This is a genomic window from Amycolatopsis sp. cmx-11-12 (assembly GCF_046269425.1).
Classification (GTDB): domain Bacteria; phylum Actinomycetota; class Actinomycetes; order Mycobacteriales; family Pseudonocardiaceae; genus Amycolatopsis.
Genome location: NZ_JADNQM010000046.1, coordinates 55,360 through 70,632, shown reverse-complemented (window position 1 = coordinate 70,632; position 15,273 = coordinate 55,360). Strand labels below are relative to the sequence as shown.

The 15,273-nt window shown below is 67.4% G+C and carries 18 protein-coding genes; 9 read left to right on the top strand and 9 right to left on the bottom strand.

Annotated elements, in window-relative coordinates; translation table 11 throughout:
- Window positions 1–254 precede the first annotated feature (254 nt).
- Both ACLARN_RS39025 and ACLARN_RS39020 read left to right on the top strand, forming a co-directional pair.
- Window positions 255–818 (top strand): aerial mycelium formation protein, encoded by a 564-nt coding sequence (locus tag ACLARN_RS39025; protein WP_409496506.1) that lies wholly within the window; start codon window positions 255–257, stop codon window positions 816–818.
- Window positions 815–1,762, top strand: a complete 948-nt coding sequence (locus tag ACLARN_RS39020; RefSeq protein WP_409496505.1) for an asparaginase — start codon at window positions 815–817, stop codon at window positions 1,760–1,762. Before ACLARN_RS39025 ends, ACLARN_RS39020 begins: the two co-directional genes overlap by 4 nt.
- Here ACLARN_RS39020 and ACLARN_RS39015 read toward each other — a convergent pair.
- Window positions 1,759–2,658 (bottom strand): hypothetical protein, encoded by a 900-nt coding sequence (locus ACLARN_RS39015; RefSeq protein WP_409496504.1) that lies wholly within the window; start codon window positions 2,656–2,658, stop codon window positions 1,759–1,761. The genes ACLARN_RS39020 and ACLARN_RS39015 overlap by 4 nt on opposite strands.
- Before the next feature lie 207 nt (window positions 2,659–2,865).
- Between ACLARN_RS39015 and ACLARN_RS39010 the strand changes: the two genes are divergently transcribed.
- From ACLARN_RS39010 to ACLARN_RS39000, 3 genes are all read left to right on the top strand, one after another.
- Window positions 2,866–3,051 (top strand): DUF3073 domain-containing protein, encoded by a 186-nt coding sequence (locus tag ACLARN_RS39010; protein ID WP_076156206.1) that lies wholly within the window; start codon window positions 2,866–2,868, stop codon window positions 3,049–3,051.
- A 90-nt stretch (window positions 3,052–3,141) separates the two neighbouring features.
- A complete protein-coding gene (locus ACLARN_RS39005) occupies window positions 3,142–4,002 on the top strand; it encodes a 3-hydroxybutyryl-CoA dehydrogenase (RefSeq protein ID WP_409496503.1) in 861 nt (286 codons plus the stop codon).
- A 76-nt stretch (window positions 4,003–4,078) separates the two neighbouring features.
- Entirely contained in the window at window positions 4,079–5,023 is a 945-nt protein-coding gene (locus ACLARN_RS39000; RefSeq protein ID WP_409496502.1) for an alpha/beta fold hydrolase, read from the top strand.
- Here the strand turns inward: ACLARN_RS39000 and ACLARN_RS38995 are convergent.
- Together ACLARN_RS38995 and ACLARN_RS38990 are read right to left on the bottom strand one after the other, a co-directional pair.
- Window positions 5,018–5,569 carry a PIN domain-containing protein gene (locus ACLARN_RS38995; RefSeq protein ID WP_409496501.1) on the bottom strand — a complete coding sequence of 184 codons (552 nt, stop codon included), beginning with the start codon at window positions 5,567–5,569 and terminating at the stop codon, window positions 5,018–5,020. The genes ACLARN_RS39000 and ACLARN_RS38995 overlap by 6 nt on opposite strands.
- Window positions 5,570–5,572: 3 nt before the next feature.
- Entirely contained in the window at window positions 5,573–6,028 is a 456-nt protein-coding gene (locus ACLARN_RS38990; protein ID WP_409496500.1) for a helix-turn-helix domain-containing protein, read from the bottom strand.
- Between the two features lie 122 nt (window positions 6,029–6,150).
- Here ACLARN_RS38990 and ACLARN_RS38985 point away from each other — a divergent pair, with 122 nt between their 5' ends.
- The 3 genes from ACLARN_RS38985 (at window position 6,151) to ACLARN_RS38975 (ending at window position 8,876) form a co-directional block, all read left to right on the top strand.
- Window positions 6,151–7,050, top strand: a complete 900-nt coding sequence (locus tag ACLARN_RS38985; RefSeq protein ID WP_409496499.1) for a Gfo/Idh/MocA family protein — start codon at window positions 6,151–6,153, stop codon at window positions 7,048–7,050.
- A 233-nt stretch (window positions 7,051–7,283) separates the two neighbouring features.
- Window positions 7,284–7,937: a VanZ family protein gene (locus tag ACLARN_RS38980; RefSeq protein WP_409496498.1), complete on the top strand. Its 654-nt coding sequence runs from the start codon at window positions 7,284–7,286 to the stop codon at window positions 7,935–7,937.
- A gap of 180 nt (window positions 7,938–8,117) precedes the next feature.
- Entirely contained in the window at window positions 8,118–8,876 is a 759-nt protein-coding gene (locus tag ACLARN_RS38975; protein ID WP_409496497.1) for a GNAT family N-acetyltransferase, read from the top strand.
- On the opposite strand, the gene arfB is transcribed toward ACLARN_RS38975, so the two are convergent.
- The 6 genes from arfB to ACLARN_RS38945 all read right to left on the bottom strand — a co-directional run bounded on the left by arfB (window position 8,865) and on the right by ACLARN_RS38945 (window position 14,192).
- The gene (arfB, locus tag ACLARN_RS38970; RefSeq protein WP_409496496.1) at window positions 8,865–9,296 is read right to left on the bottom strand and encodes an alternative ribosome rescue aminoacyl-tRNA hydrolase ArfB; all 432 of its coding nucleotides are present in this window, start codon (window positions 9,294–9,296) and stop codon (window positions 8,865–8,867) included. The two genes, ACLARN_RS38975 and arfB, sit on opposite strands and share 12 nt — an antisense overlap.
- Window positions 9,297–9,562: 266 nt before the next feature.
- Entirely contained in the window at window positions 9,563–10,633 is a 1,071-nt protein-coding gene (gene purM / locus ACLARN_RS38965) for a phosphoribosylformylglycinamidine cyclo-ligase (protein ID WP_101613593.1), read from the bottom strand.
- A gap of 29 nt (window positions 10,634–10,662) precedes the next feature.
- Entirely contained in the window at window positions 10,663–12,201 is a 1,539-nt protein-coding gene (gene purF / locus ACLARN_RS38960) for an amidophosphoribosyltransferase (protein WP_409496495.1), read from the bottom strand.
- A 203-nt stretch (window positions 12,202–12,404) separates the two neighbouring features.
- A complete protein-coding gene (locus ACLARN_RS38955) occupies window positions 12,405–12,806 on the bottom strand; it encodes a hypothetical protein (RefSeq protein WP_409496494.1) in 402 nt (133 codons plus the stop codon).
- Window positions 12,790–13,029, bottom strand: a complete 240-nt coding sequence (locus ACLARN_RS38950; RefSeq protein ID WP_409496493.1) for a DUF397 domain-containing protein — start codon at window positions 13,027–13,029, stop codon at window positions 12,790–12,792. Before ACLARN_RS38950 ends, ACLARN_RS38955 begins: the two co-directional genes overlap by 17 nt.
- Before the next feature lie 284 nt (window positions 13,030–13,313).
- A complete protein-coding gene (locus tag ACLARN_RS38945) occupies window positions 13,314–14,192 on the bottom strand; it encodes a helix-turn-helix domain-containing protein (RefSeq protein WP_409496492.1) in 879 nt (292 codons plus the stop codon).
- A 204-nt stretch (window positions 14,193–14,396) separates the two neighbouring features.
- On the opposite strand from ACLARN_RS38945, the gene ACLARN_RS38940 reads away from it, so the two are divergent.
- Complete coding sequence (locus ACLARN_RS38940) at window positions 14,397–15,194, top strand: SAM-dependent methyltransferase (protein WP_409496510.1); 798 nt, start codon at window positions 14,397–14,399, stop codon at window positions 15,192–15,194.
- Window positions 15,195–15,273 lie beyond the last annotated feature (79 nt).

The following is a 15,273-nucleotide window of genomic DNA, read 5'->3' as shown; positions in this document are numbered from 1 at the left end:
GAAGAAAACCGGCCCAGCCAGCACCCGCTACGACACGCCACCAGTCATCACAATCCGTGCCCGAAGTGGACTGGAACAGCCTCCAGCACCCTCGCCTACCTGCGGAAATGCTAAGTAAGTGGCATTGCCCCGGGACGGGTGGGGGGCGCTCTGGAGGTGACCGAAAGAGCAAGGGAGGTAGTAGGGAGGGGCGAAGATCCTTGTGGTATCGCGCCCCGCGGAACATTTCGTCCGGCGCGCGTTAAGCTAGCCCGGTGATCGAAGTCCGGCCCGGTGGTCGCCGTCGTATCGACCGCGTGCTCGGCCCTGGGTATCTCAGCGACCTCGGCGAGCTGACCCTTTCCGTGCTGCGCGAGCGCCGTGACGAGGCGGCGCAGGAGGAGACCGACCTGTCGTACCTGCGGCGGTTGCTGCACGCGCGGATCGACATCGTCCGGGCCGAGCAGGAGCGCCGGAGTTCGGGTGGCGAGAGCAGTGTGGTCGAGCGGCTGGCCGCGATACTGGCGGACAACGCGATCGGCCCGGCGACGGGTTCGGGCAGGCATCAGCGGCTGGAGCCGTCCCGGGCGGGCGAGCATCGGCGGTTCGCCGAAGCGCTCATCGGCGACACGGACCTTTCCGACGTCAGCACGCTCTCGGACGAGAAGCTGATCAACGCCCTCAACAGGTACGCCGACGAAGAGGTGTCCGTCTCCTCGTATCGCCGCGAGGTCCAGGGCGTGATGGACACGATCAACGCCGAGATCGCGACCCGCTACCGCAAGGGCACGGCGTCGGTCGACGATCTGCTCGACACCGAACGTGGCGGCTCCGAGTGACGAATCCCGTCTTGGTCGAGGTCGTCCGGTCCGGTTTCGTGGAGAGCACGCACCGGGGCGCGCTGGTGATCACCGCCCCGGACGGCTCGGTGCGGTTCTCCGCGGGTGACATCGAGCGGCCGGTCTACCCGCGCTCGTCCAACAAACCACTCCAGGCCGTCGGGATGTTGCGCGCCGGCCTCACCATCGGCGACGAGGATCTCGCGCTGGGCTGCGGATCGCACAACGGCGAGCCCGGCCACGTCGAGGGCGCTTTGTCGATGCTTTCCCGCGCGGGGCTGACCGAGGACGCATTGGCCTGCCCGCCCGCGTTCCCCCTGCACGAGCCGAGCATGCTCGCCGTGGCCGCGGCGGGGAAACGCCGCGCCGCCATGAACTGCTCCGGCAAGCACGCCGCGATGCTCACGACCTGCGCCCAGCTCGGCTGGCCGACCGAGGACTACGCGGCCGCGCCCCATCCGCTGCAGAAGATCATCCAGGCCACCGTCGCCGATCTCACCTGCGAAACGATCGAAACGGTCGGCGTCGACGGCTGCGGCGCCCCGCTGTTCGCGTTCTCCCTCACCGGCCTCGCCCGGTCCTTCGGCAGGCTGGTCACCGCGATGGGCGGGCCGGAACGCCGGGTCGCGGACGCCGTCCGCGCGCATCCGTGGCAGGTCGCGGGCACCGGCCGTGAGGACACCGTGCTGATGAAGAGCGTCGAGGGTCTGCTCTCGAAGGGCGGCGCCGAGGGAGTGCACGCGTTCGCCCTCCCCGACGGCACCGCGCTGGCGCTGAAGATCGACGACGGCGCCGCGCGGGCACGGCTCCCACTGCTGCTCGCGACCCTGCGCCACCTCGGCATCGACCCGGGCGTCGAAGCCGAGGACCTCACACGCAACGAGGTTCTCGGCGGCGGGAAACCGGTCGGCGAACTGCGCGTCGCCGCCGGCCTCTTCGGCTAGTTCGCGCGTTCCCGCGCGGCCAGGTCGCCCCAGAAGTCCCGCAGGTCGGCGAACAGTTCGGCCAGTTCGTCGACGTTGCCGGTGCGGAGCGCGTCGAGGATGTCGTGCACCTCTTCGGCGGTCGTGTCGGCCTGGAGGATCGAGTCGGCGAAGAGTTGCACGAGACCGCCGTAGTCGAGTTCGACCGCGGAGCCGGGGTGGAAGCTGTCGAGCCAGCGTCGCGTCTCGAGCAGAACCCGGCCGGGCGCTGAATCACCGAAGGTCGCTTCGAGCAGGTCGCCGACCTCGCGGGCGCGATGCCGCGCATCGGTGATGGAGACCCGCCACGACACCTCACGCTCGGGGTCGTCGCGGCCTTTGCCCAGTTTGACCCGGCGCATCCCGGGATCGAACAGTACGAACCACGGGAGCGGGACGGTCCACGTCGTCGAGAGGGTGTGCGACGCCGAAGCGGTCAAGTCACCGATGGCGGACTTCGCCCGCGCGCGGATCATGTCGAGAGAGGCGCCGCCCGAGTCGAGCACCGCGTTCTTCAGCGCCGGATGGGCGTCGCCAAGGAAGGTCACCAGCGCCGCAGCCGAACGCGCGCGGATCTCCATCGGGCAGAGCAGCGGCCCCGGACCGGCGTCACCGTGCTCACCCTCCGGCACGTCTTCGAGGTCGAGGACGAGGACATCGGTGATGAGGCTGGGCGCAGCCCGGCCGTCCGCGAGCTCGGCGGGCAGCAGCCGTCCGACGTGCTGTGACTTGAGCCACAGTGCCTGCTCGCGTTCGCCCGCGGCCGAACGATCGAGCCGGGCCGCTTCGATGGCCTCCAGCAGGCGTTCGTCCGGTGGATCGCCCAGCGCGAGCAGGGGCTCATAGACGCGGAGATAGGCCGCGAACGGACGGGGCACACGAGCATCGTGACACGCCGACCTGCGACTATCGCCACCGACCGGCCGGTAACCGGCGTCCGGAGAACACTGTCGCCACCGGCACACCGTGCCACGTCGCATCCAACCCCCCGGACACGGTACGGTGTCAGCAGGAAATAATTGTCGAGACGATGCGGGGCCGCCGATTCCCCCGGCCGCCCCGCCCCTGTGCGAGGGGGTCGAGCCATGGGGCGCGGCCGGGCTAAGGCCAAGCAGACGAAGGTGGCGCGCGAGCTCAAGTACAGCTCGCACGAAACCGACTTCGATGCTTTGCAGCGCGAGCTGTCCAGTAGTTCTTCGGATTACGGGCACGAGGACGACAAGCGGGAAGACGACGACCCGTACGACGGGTACGACGAATACCGCCGCTGAGCGACGCGCGACACGCGAGGGTGGCTCGGGGTTTTGCCCCGGGTACCACCCTCGCGTGTCGCGTGCTGCCCAAAATAGGGAAGAGGTGCCATGTCCGACGTAACGCGGGTCGGTGTCATCGGAGCCGGGCTCATGGGCTCCGGCATCGCCGAGGTGCACGCACGTGCCGGACTCGACGTGATCATCACCGAGGTGAACCAGCCCGCGCTGGACTCCGGGCGAGCGCGGATCGAGAAGTCGCTGCAACGCGGCGTCAAGAGCGGGAAGCTCTCCCAGGAAGACGCCGACGCGGCACTCGGACGGCTCCGCTTCACCACCGAGATCGGCGAGTTCGCCGACCGCGACCTCGTCATCGAGGCCATCCTGGAACAGGAGCAGGCCAAGGTCGAGGTGTTCCGGTCGCTGGACAAGATCGTCGAACGTGAGGACGCGGTGTTCGCGTCCAACACCTCGTCCATCCCGATCATGAAACTCGGGATGGCGACCAACCGCCCGCAGCAGGTGGTCGGCATCCACTTCTTCAACCCGGTCCCGGTGCTGCCGCTGGTCGAGCTGGTGCCTTCGCTGCTGACCAGCGACGACACCGCCCGCCGCGCGGAGGAGCACGCGACGACTGCGTTGCACAAGACGGTGATCCGGTCGCAGGACCGCGCCGGGTTCATCGTGAACTCGCTGCTCGTGCCGTATCTGCTTTCGGCGATCCGGATGATCGAGTCGGGCTTCGCGTCGGCGGAGGACATCGACCGCGGCATGGAGCTGGGCACCGCGCATCCGATGGGCCCGCTGCGACTGTCGGACCTGATCGGCCTGGACACCATCAAGGCGATCGCGGACTCGATGTACGCCGAGTTCAAGGAGCCGCTGTACTCCTCGCCGCCGCTGCTGCTGCGCATGGTCGACGCCGGCCTGCTCGGCAAGAAGACCGGCCGCGGGTTCTACAGCTACTCCTGATCCGCAACTTTCGTATCGGCGGGCGACCACTTCTTCGGCTGTCCATGCGACCGGTGTCCCCGGTTGCATGGACGGCATGACCAAGCACACGCGTCGCAAGGCAATCACTGTCGCCGGGTTGACCGGCCTCACCGGAATCGCCACCGCGAGTTCGGCGGCCGCGGGTGAACGCCGCGGCGTGCCGACGTTCGTGTTCGCAGCGGGCGCGAACGGCGTCTCTGGTGTCCCGAACGAACTCGTGCTGCGCGGGTACCGCTGCGTCGGCGTCGACCTGCCTGGTCAGCGGCCGACAGACGCCCAGTTCAGGCTTTCGTACCAGGCTCCGCAGGACCTCGCGGCGTTCGCGACCGAGCCGTCGCCGCTGGCGGGGGTGACCGTGGCCGACCACATCGCCGCGACCGTGGAAACCGTCCGCCGGGCGGCCGCGCTAGGGCCGGTCGTGCTGGTCGGCGCCAGCATCGGCGGCGCGGCGATCAGCCTGGTCGCGAACCAGGTGCCGCGGCTGATCGATCTGCTGGTCTACGACACCGCGTTCTGCTGCGGCACGCTGCCCACTCCTGGTCACTACCTGCAGACCGACGAGGGTAAGACGACGCAGGTCATGGCGTTGCTGGAGTTCATGGCGGCCGACCCGGCGGTGGTCGGGGCGTTCCGCTCGAACTGGCGAATCGCCGACCCGGTGCGCCTGGCGAAGGCGAAAGAGGCCTTCATGAGCGACAGCACCGACGCCGAGTTCCACACGTTCCTGAATTCGATGATGCCGGACGAGCTCCCCGGGAAGGGCGACGTCGATTCCCGCGGCGACCTGCGCACTTGGGGGCGCATCCCGCGCGTGTACGTCCGGCACCTGCGGGATAACATCATCCCGCTCGCGTTGCAGGACCGGATGATCCGGGAGGCCGACGAGCGCACCCCGCGCAACCGGTTCCGGGTCTTCGACCTCGACACCGCGCACGTCCCGACCTCGGCCAAGCTGGGCGAACTCCTGAACATCTACGACCGGGTTGCCCGGACGCTATGAACGCAGCTCCGCGACGGACTTGCTGAGCCCGGTGCGCTCGAGTGCGTCGAGGACGTCGGCGAAACCTGTCGGCGGAGCGCGCCGGGAATCCGCGATCCGGAGCACCGTCTCGACGACTATGCGCCGGTGAGCGGCGATCCGGTCGAGCACGAAATCGTCCGCGCTTTGGGCTTGAATGTTCCAGCGCCCGAGGGCACGCACGGGAAAGTCCCGCAGGTTCTCGGTCACGATGACCTGAGCCTGTGCCTTGACAGCCGCGGCGAGCACGTGGCGGTCGTCCGGATCCGGCAGGTCGACCGCTGGAAGGAGAGCCTCGTAGCCGGTGACCAGACAATCACGGACCGAGCGATTCATCAGTTCTCTCGTCCGGTCGAGCTTGCCGGGGTCGAGGTCGGGGCGATTCTCCTTGAGGTTACGGAAGACCTCGTCGAGAATTTCGTCCGTCCACTTGGCCTGAACGAGCCCGCTCTGCGCGATCCGAATCAGGAGATCGCGCAGAGCGTTGGGGTACAGCACGTTCGCGTCGAGAAGGACGACGAAGGCCACTTGCTAGGTCAGCCCCATCTCCTGGTTCAGCGCGGAAAGTTCGTCCGCTGCCTCGCGACGTCGTTGATCGTCTCGCCGGAGGTAGTCGTGCAGAGAGCCCGCCTTCACGCGACGGTGCCTACCGACCGTGCGGTACTCGATCAGTCCCGCTTCGAGCAGCCTGATGAGGAAGGGCCGGGAGACATTGAGCAGGTCGGCCGCCTGCTGAGTGGTCAATTCGGCGTGGGACGGGACGATGGACACGCTCTCACCGGCCGCGACCAAGGCCAGCACTCGGGCCATCAGATCGACGACTCCACGGGGTAGGACCAAGGACTCGTCGTGTCCATCGACGACAACACGCACGGTGTCCCGCTCATGAGGTCTGGCCAGATAGGCCTCGACGTGCGGAAGCGCCTCGAGTGCCACGTCGATGTCGTGACGTCCTGGAACGATCTGGTCAATGGTCAGCGCAGTCATGACTGCTCCCGTGTTCAGCGTGATCCCAGTATCGGCTCTCAACGAATTATTCGCAACAAAAGCAATAAACGCAACTCGATGGTGCGTATAGCTTGCGCGGCGGCACACCTAGACTCGGGGCCGTGGGACAAGGACAGCTGCGTGCGGGTCTGGTCGGTGCCGGTCCGTGGGCGAAGACGGTGCACGCGCCGGGCCTCGCCGATCACCCGGGTACGACGTTGAGCGCGGTCTGGGCCAGGCGTCCCGAAGCCGCCGCGGAGCTGGCCGAGGCGCATGGCGCCGAGGCTGTCGGCAGCTTCGAAGAGCTGCTCGACCAGGTGGACGCGGTCGCGTTCGCCGTGCCGCCCGCCGTGCAGGCGGAGCTGGCGGTCAAGGCGGCGGAGGCGGGAAAGCACGTCATCCTGGAGAAGCCGATCGCCGCGGATCTCGACGGCGCGCGACGGCTCGCGGACGCGGTCGACGCCGCCGGTGTGGTCAGTCTCGTGGTCCTGATCCTGCGGTACTCGCCGATGACCCGGGACTGGCTCGACGGGATCAAGGAAGCGGGTGGCTGGCGCGGCGGCAGCGCCCGCTGGCTTTCGGGCGCACTGCTCGGCGGGCAGTACCAGGATTCGGCGTGGCGACACGACTCCGGCGCGCTCGCCGACATCGGTCCGCACGCTTTCGATCTGCTGGACGCGGCGCTCGGTGAGATCACCGACGTGCTCGCCGCGCACCGGAGCGATGACGATCTGTGGCAGTGCCTGTTCGCCCACGCGGGTGGCGCGACCAGTACGGCGACCCTGTCGCTGCGACTGCCGATCCAGCCGACGGTCGTCGAAGTGGCCGTTTACGGCGAGCACGGCTATCGCACGTTAGGGCGAAAACCGGGTTCCGCCGGTGAGTCGTACACCGCGCTTCTCGACGATTTCGCCGCGATGGCCGCGAGCGGAACGACCTCACACCCGTGTGACGTGCGTCGCGGACTGCACCTGCAGAAGCTGATCGAACGCGCACGGGAGCTCGCCGGACACGGCAAGTAGTACACAGGTCACTCACAAGGCTTTCCCTTGTGCGATAACGCCTTCTTCCTGCGACTTCGCAACCATCCACAGGTTTGTCCACAGGCTCCATTGTGGACGGTCGCCCTGCCGAGCCAAGCACGGGAAAGCCTTTTCCGCTACCGGAAAGATCACCTTTTAGTGCGGTCACTCCGCCATGCCGAGTTGATCTTGTGATGCGAAGGTGATCTTGGGCGCTCCGGAAAGGAAGGGCCATGGGAGAGCTGCTCCGCGCTTTCGGCGCGATGATCCCGTTGACGATCACCGCGATTCCCTACGCACTACTCGGTTGGCCGCTGCTCGCGGCGCATCGACGGCGAAGACAAGCCGACCGTTTCTCCGCCTCGGCGACCGCCGCCGTGGACATGACGCTTGTGCTGACCTGCTTCCTGGTGTTGTGCCTGGTCACGATGCCGGTGACCGGCGGGCAGGGCAGCAGGCTGAACCTCGAGCCTGGCACCGACCTGCGCCTCGCGCTGAGCGACGGCGCAAATCTCTGGCAGGTACTGGGGAACGTCCTCATGCTGAGCCCGCTCGGCGCGCTGCTCCCGTTGCGGTCCCGCCGCCTGCGTTCGCTCGGCCGGATCGCACTGGGTGCGCTGGCCGTCTCGGTGCTGGTGGAGGGTACGCAATATCTGATACAAGCGGGGAGGGTGACCTCCGCCGACGACATCCTGCTGAACACGCTGGGCGCCGTGGCCGGCGCCGCGCTGAGCAAGCGCCTGTGGCACCGCTTGGACGTCCGGCCACCGGTGAAGATCCCGATGCAGGTCCGGCGGGTGTGCGACGCCCCCGTGCGGCTGCGGGTCGTCCCGCGGTCGGTGTGGAACGAGCACCACTCGGGCATCGCGCATCCACAACGCCGGTAAACCGCTTGACCGCCGTGCGAAGGTGATCGCGAAAGCTCGACCTTGTCTGGAAAGAGGGATGCCTCATGCCTGACGCCTTCAGCGGCGTCGGCACGAGCTAGCCGGCGCATACGCCAGCTCCACCACGCACGCGGGTCCTCCCGTGCGTCCCTTCTTCCTGCCCGAAAGGCATGACAACCAGTGCTTTCCGAGACGATCAGTGCTCTACAGTCCTATATCCGCGTCACCGCGGCGAAGTTCCGCGAAACCGAGCGGATCGGGCCGTTCCTGGCCACGTACTACCTCGAGGCCGACAGCCCTTTTCTCAACTACGCGATCCCCGACGACGGCGCCGTCCCCACTTCGGATGACGTCGCCCGGCTCACCGAGGCGTTCCGCAAGCGCGGACTCGTGCCGCGCCTAGAGTTCCTGACGGAAGCGGTTCCGGCCGCCGAGGCCGTGCTCGTCGAGGGCGGGTACACGCTGGAGCGGCGGGTCCCGCTGATGATCTGCACTCCGGAGCAGCTCGTCGAGCAGCCGAAACCGGCCGGGATCAGCCTGGTCACACCGAAGACGTCCGACGAACTCCGGAAGATGATCCGGGCGCAGAACGTCGCCTTCGGGGAGACCGATCCCGATCAGCACCTCGAGCCGTCACCGGATCAGCTGAGCGGCGAAACCCTGTCGGTGATGGCCGTCGCCGAAACCGGCGAGGTCGTCGGCGGCGGTGTCGCGACCGCGATCCTGGATGGCGCGACCGAGGTCGCGGGCATCGGGGTGATCGAGGGGTACCGGGGCCGCGGGATCGCGGCGGCGATGACGGAGTACCTGACCCGCGAGGCCCATTCACGGGGTGGGCATTCGGTGTTCCTGACGCCGGGTGCCGGACAGGCGGAGCGCGTCTACGGCCGAGTCGGCTTCAAAACCGCGGCCGAGTGCATGCACTTGTCACTCATCTGAGTAGCCGCCGCGGCGAGTTCGTTTGACCTCGCCGCGGCGCTTCTTCGAGGCCAGGCGGCGTTCCTTCGAACCTCGTGAGGGTTTGGTGGGACGCCGTTTGGCGGCCGGGGGCGCCGACGCGTCCACCAGCAGCATGACCAGCCGCGCCCGCGCGGCTTCCCGGTTCATCAGCTGGGAGCGATGTTCGGACGCGGTGATCGTGACGACGCCGTCGACAAGGCGCGGCGAAAGCCGGTCCAGCATCCGAGCCCGGAGGTGTTCCGGGATCGAAGCCGAACCGGCGACGTCGAAGGAGAGTTCGACCCGCGAGTCCGTGGTGTTCACGCCCTGCCCACCCGGACCCGACGACCGGGAGAACCGTTCGCTCAATTCGGCACCCGGGATCACGAACCGGGTGCCGATCACCACGTCATCAGCCACGGACCCAGTGTTCCATCCGTGGCCAGCCGTTAACTAGTGTCCTGCGCCGGAGGTTCGTGCGTCCAGCGGGAACCTGGATCACACCCCGCACTCACGTGATCAGAGCCGTATTTCACGTGCTCAGAGGCGGATCTCGCGTGCTTGGAGACCGCACACGCGAGTTACGGCTACAAGCACGTGAGTCACGTTTCTGAGCACGTGAGTTCGGCGAACGGGATCACCGTGCTTGCCCGCGTACTTACGACACGGACTTCGGACTCAGGACACTAGAAGCGCGGGTGGTCGCCGGAAAGCACCGCGCGCGGGCCGTCCGGATCTTCCGCGGGCTGCACGTCGCCGAGGATCCACGCCGGCACGTGCCGCGCGGTCAGCATCGCGAGGGCGCGGTCGACGTCGTCGGGGCCGACGATCGCGACCATGCCGACGCCCATGTTGAACGTCTTCTCCAGTTCGGCGCGCTCGACCTTGCCGCGGTGCCCGATCAGGGCGAACACCGGCGCGGGGGTCCAGGTGCCGCGTTCGAGCTTCGCGACCAGGCCGCGCGGCATGACGCGGGCGAGGTTCTGCTCCAGCCCACCACCGGTGACGTGCGCGAACGTGCGGACGTCGGCTTCGGCCACCAGCGCGAGGCAGTCCTTCGCGTAGATCCTGGTCGGCTCCAGCATCTCCTCGCCCAGCGAGCGGCCGAACTCCTCGACGTGCCCGTCGAGCGGCATGCGCGCGATCTCCAGCAGCACGCGCCGGGCGAGCGAATAACCGTTGGAGTGCAGGCCGGACGAGCCGAGCGCGAGGACGACGTCACCGGGGCGGACCCGCTCCGGGCCGAGCACCTTCGACGCTTCGACGACGCCGATACCGGTACCCGAGAGGTCGTAGTCGTGCTCGCCCATCAGGCCGGGGTGCTCCGCGGTCTCGCCGCCGAGCAGCGCGCAGCCCGCCTGGACACACCCCTCGGCGATACCGCCGACCAGTGCCGCGATCTTCTCCGGCACGACCTTGCCGACGGCGATGTAGTCCTGCATGAACAGCGGCTCGGCACCGGTGACGACCAGGTCGTCGACGACCATCGCGACCAGGTCGATGCCGACGGTGTCGTGCTTGTCGAGTGCCTGCGCGACGGCGATCTTGGTGCCGACCCCGTCGGTCGACGAGGCCAGCACCGGCTCTTTCCACTTGTCCAGCTTCAGGGAGAACAGCCCGGCGAAACCGCCGACCCCGCCCATCACCTCGGGCCTGGTGGCCCTCTCGGCGTGCGGTTTGAGCAGCTCAACGGCTTTGTCACCGGCGTCGATGCTGACCCCGGCGGCGGCGTACGTGGCGCTCGTGGACTCGCTCACGGAAGCGGACTCCAACTCTGGAAGGAAGACTAGGGACGCCGGATGGCGTCTTCAGCACCGTACCCGGCAGGGCTGACGGGCTTCGCCGCGCCATTGACCGAGTCCAGGCTCTCCAGCAGGTGCTTCCCGATCAGCGCGTCCTCGGGCAGCGCGATCGGGTACTCGCCGGAGAAGCACGCGGTGCACAGCCGCGACTTTGGCTGCTCCGAAGCCGCGACCAGCCCGTCCAGGGAGATGTAGCCCAACGTGTCCGCGCCGATGGAGCGGCGGATGCCGTCGAGGTCGACACCGTTGGCCACCAGTTCGGCGCGGGAAGCGAAGTCGATCCCGTAGAAACACGGCCAGCGGACGGGCGGTGAGGCGATCCGGACGTGCACCTCGAGCGCGCCGGCTTCCCGCAGCATGCGGACCAGCGCGCGCTGGGTGTTGCCGCGGACGATGGAGTCGTCGACCACGACGAGCCGTTTGCCGCGGATGACGTCGCGCAGCGGGTTCAGCTTCAGCCGGATGCCCAGCTGGCGGATGGTCTGCGACGGCTGGATGAAGGTGCGGCCGACGTAGGCGTTCTTCACCAGGCCGGTGCCGTAGGGAATGCCGGAGCCCTGCGCGTACCCGATGGCGGCCGGGGTGCCGGATTCGGGCACCGGCATGACCAGGTCGGCGTCGGCCGGATGCTCGCCTGCCAGCTTGCGGCCGATCTCGACGCGGGTGGCGTGCACGCTGCGGCCGGCGATCGAGGTGTCGGGACGCGCGAGGTACACGTACTCGAAGACGCAGCCCTTGGGCTCGGGGTTCGCGAACCGCGAGGAGCGCAGGCCCTCGGCGTTGATCGCGATGAGTTCACCGGGCTCGACCTCGCGGACGAACGACGCGCCGCAGATGTCCAGTGCGGCCGTCTCGCTGGCGACCACCCAGCCGCGTTCGAGCCTGCCGAGCACCAGCGGGTGCACACCGTGCGGGTCGCGGGCCGCGTACAAGGTGGACTCGTCGGCGAAGACCAGGCAGAACGCGCCCTTGAGGGTGGGCAGCAGTTCCAGCGCGGCGGCCTCGATGCCCTTGTCGGCGGCGTTGGCCGCGAGCAGCCCGCACACCAGGTCGGAGTCGCTGGACGAACCGGTCAGACCCGAGTGCGGCTTGAGCCCGGCCTCGACCGTGCGATCGCGGAGCTCGGCGGTGTTGACGAGGTTCCCGTTGTGCGCGAAGGACAATCCGCTGCCGGTCGCGGTGGTGCGGAAGATCGGCTGCGCGTTCTCCCAGATGGTCGCGCCGGTGGTCGAGTAGCGGCAGTGCCCGACGGCGATATGTCCCTGCAGCGACTGCAGGACCTGTTCGTCGAACACCTGACTGACCAGGCCGAGATCCTTGAAGACGACGATCTGCGAACCGTCGGAGACCGAGATGCCGGCCGCTTCCTGGCCGCGGTGCTGAAGTGCGTAGAGCCCGTAGTAGGTCAGCTTCGCGACCTCTTCTCCGGGCGCCCAGACACCGAAGACGCCGCATTCCTCGCGGGGTTCCGGATCGGGCTGGTCGGTCACGGGCTGTCCGGCGAGGGACGGGTCGGAAACCACCGAGGTGCTCCCAAGGAGAAGAGGGTAGGCCACCACCAGTGTAAACGGTGAGCCTGAGATCAACGCGTCGCGCGACGTGGTCCTGGACACGCATCAAGCAATGACCGTGAGTGATGGGCGGGTGTCAAGACCCATCACTCACGACCCCCGACCAGCCGACCGCTCCCCCTCGACAGAGGCGGTCGACTGTGCTTAGGAGGCGATCAGCCGGCGGCCAGCCACTTGGAGGTGCCGCCGCGGCCAGGGACCCAGCAGCCCTTGGACGCGGTCTCCGGAAGGAACAGTGTGCCGGGCGTTCGTTCGTCCGGGAGCGCGAGCAGTGCCGTCAGCACTGTCGCCGCGTCGCCGGCGGTCTGCCACAGCCACACCTCGGGCTCGAGGATGTCCTCCTCGGTACCGGGCATGCGGGTCGCCACGACGTCGTCCTCGGCGTTGAGCCGGACCACGTCGACCACGTTGTCATGGACTCGCACGCCGACCACGGCTGTGACCTCGCCGTTCGCGTCGCACGGGTGCACGAACTGGTATCCGCGGTGGATCAGCTCCTGCAAGCCGCTTTCGATGTCGGTGATTTCCGCGGTGATGGTGTCACCCGAGAACATCATCGAATTCGCCGTCCTTGGCACCCGCGAGGAACGCGGCCATCTCGGCCTGGGTGTAGATCAGGGCGGGACCGGTCGGGAAGCGCGAGTTGCGCATCGCGATCTCGCCGGACACGAGCGGAGCCACCTCAACACAGTTGCCGATCGCGTTGCTGTAGCTCGCTTTGCGCCAGTGCGCCCCGGTAAGACGATCGGCCGGGATGCCGTTGTCGAATTGTTCAGCCATGGTCCCCACCTTCCCCGACTCAAAACTTCGGGCGATGCATCTGCATGTGCATTTGCCTGTGATCCCAAAGTTAGCACGTGTGACTGCAACGGTAAATGCACGTGCAGAAGTTTTTGCAGAATTCGCACGTCGTGAGGACTTAAGCCCCCAGCCGTCCCACTAACGTGTGAGGACCGGCTCTCCCAAAGGCTGAATAGCTACTGGTCGTGAGCGGGTTTTGGCGCGCACGCAAGAAAACCCCGGCCGTCACCGGGACGGCGGAGAACACCACAACGGTGAGTGGCTCAGATTTCCGCGCGACGCTTCAGGAGCATCTGACGGCTGCGGTCCGGCGTCTCCGCGTCGACCGCGAGCATGTCCAGCGCCCGGCTGTACCGCTCGATCTCGTCGCGCTTGTCGATGTAGTGCGCGCCGGTCAGGTATTCGGTGTAGGCGATGTTCGGCAATTCCTCTTCCGCGAACCTGAGCAGCGAGAACGCGCTGTCGGCGGAGTAGCCGCTCCGGTCGAACGGGAGGATCTGGACCGAGATGTTCGGCTGCAGGATCATCTCCAGCAGATAGTCGATCTGGCCTTTCAGGATCTCGCGGTCGCCGATCGGGCGGTGGAGCACCGACTCGTCGAGCACCAGCCACAACCGCGGCGCGTCCGGCCGGGACAGCATCTTCTGCCGCCGCATCCGCAGCGCGACCCGGCGATCGACCTGCTCGTTGACCATGTCCTTGCGGCCGTGGCTCATGATGGCCCGCGCGTAGGCCTCGGTCTGCAACAGGCCCGTGACGTACAGCGGCTCCCAGACCTGGATCCGGGCCGCGGCCTCTTCGAGCCCGACGAGGTCGTTGAACCAGCTCGGCATCAGGTCGCCGTAGCGGCGCCACCAACCCGGCTCGTTCGACTCCTTGACCATGTCGAGGAACTGCTGCCGCTCGCCGGGGTCGGTCATCCCGTACATGGTCAGCAGATCGGCGACGTCACGTTCCTTGAAGCCGACGCGGCCGAGCTCGAGACGGCTGATCTTCGACTCGGACCCGCGGATGCTGTAGCCGGCTTCCTGGCGCGTGATCCCCGCGTCTTCGCGCATCCGCCGGAGCTGTGAGCCGAGGATCATCCGTCGCGCGGTAGGGCCCAGGGACTGCTCACCGCCGGACGGGTTGACCGCGTTCATCGACCGGGGACCTTTCGTACGCCGTTACTCACCTGGGGATCAAGCCCGATTACTCAAAGTACACGTTTGGACCTCGACACGACAGGCATGGCTCGGTTTACCGGTCGCGTACGTGGTTCTACTCTACGTAGAGCCCGAGACTTCCGACACAGTTTTGTGAGGTTCAAGATGCCCGACGCCCCGCCCCGGACGGAACGAGTGCCTGTGGGTGTCGACCCGACGCGGGCCAGCATCGCCCGGGTGTACGACGCCTTCCTCCTCGGCAAGGACAACTACGAGATCGACCGGGAAGTGCTGCGGAAGGTCCAGCAGGCCGCCCCCGAGGCGCAGGACCTGGCGACCGAGAACCGCGGCTTCCTGATCCGCGCGTGTCGGTTCCTCGCCAGCCAGACGGGCATCACCCAGTTCCTCGACCTCGGATCCGGCCTCCCGACGGCCGAGAACACGCACCAGGTCGTGCAGCGGATCAACCCGGAGATCAAGGTCGTCTACGTCGACAACGACCCGGTCGTGCTCGCGCACGGGCGTGCCCTGCTCGAAGAGAACGAGAACACGCACTTCGTCTCGGACGACATCTTCGAGCCGGACCGGATCATGGAGAACCCGGACATCCGGCGGCACATCGACTTCACGCAGCCGATCGCGTTGCTGCAGCTCGGGACCCTGCACCACTACAACGGGCCGCACGACGAACCGGCCAAGATCATGAAGAAGTACATCGACGCGCTGCCTTCGGGTTCGTACGTGGCGATCTCGCACTTCTCCGACCCGCAGGACGAGCTGTCCGAGATCGCCCGCAAGATGGAGGAATTCTTCATCCACAGCCCGATGGGTTCGGGCACCTTCCGCACCAAGGCCGAGATCGAGGAGCTGTTCCACGACCTCGAGATGGTCGAGCCCGGCGTCCAGCTGTGCGCCGACTGGTGGCCGGACGGTCCGCGGATCAAGGAGCTGAACACGGCTCAGCGGACGATCTCCGGCGGGATCGGCCGGAAGAAGTAAGTCCCCGTCCCACGCGTGTTATGAACGGACCTTTCATAACAAATCCTGTTATGAAAGGTCCGTTCATAACATCCGGACC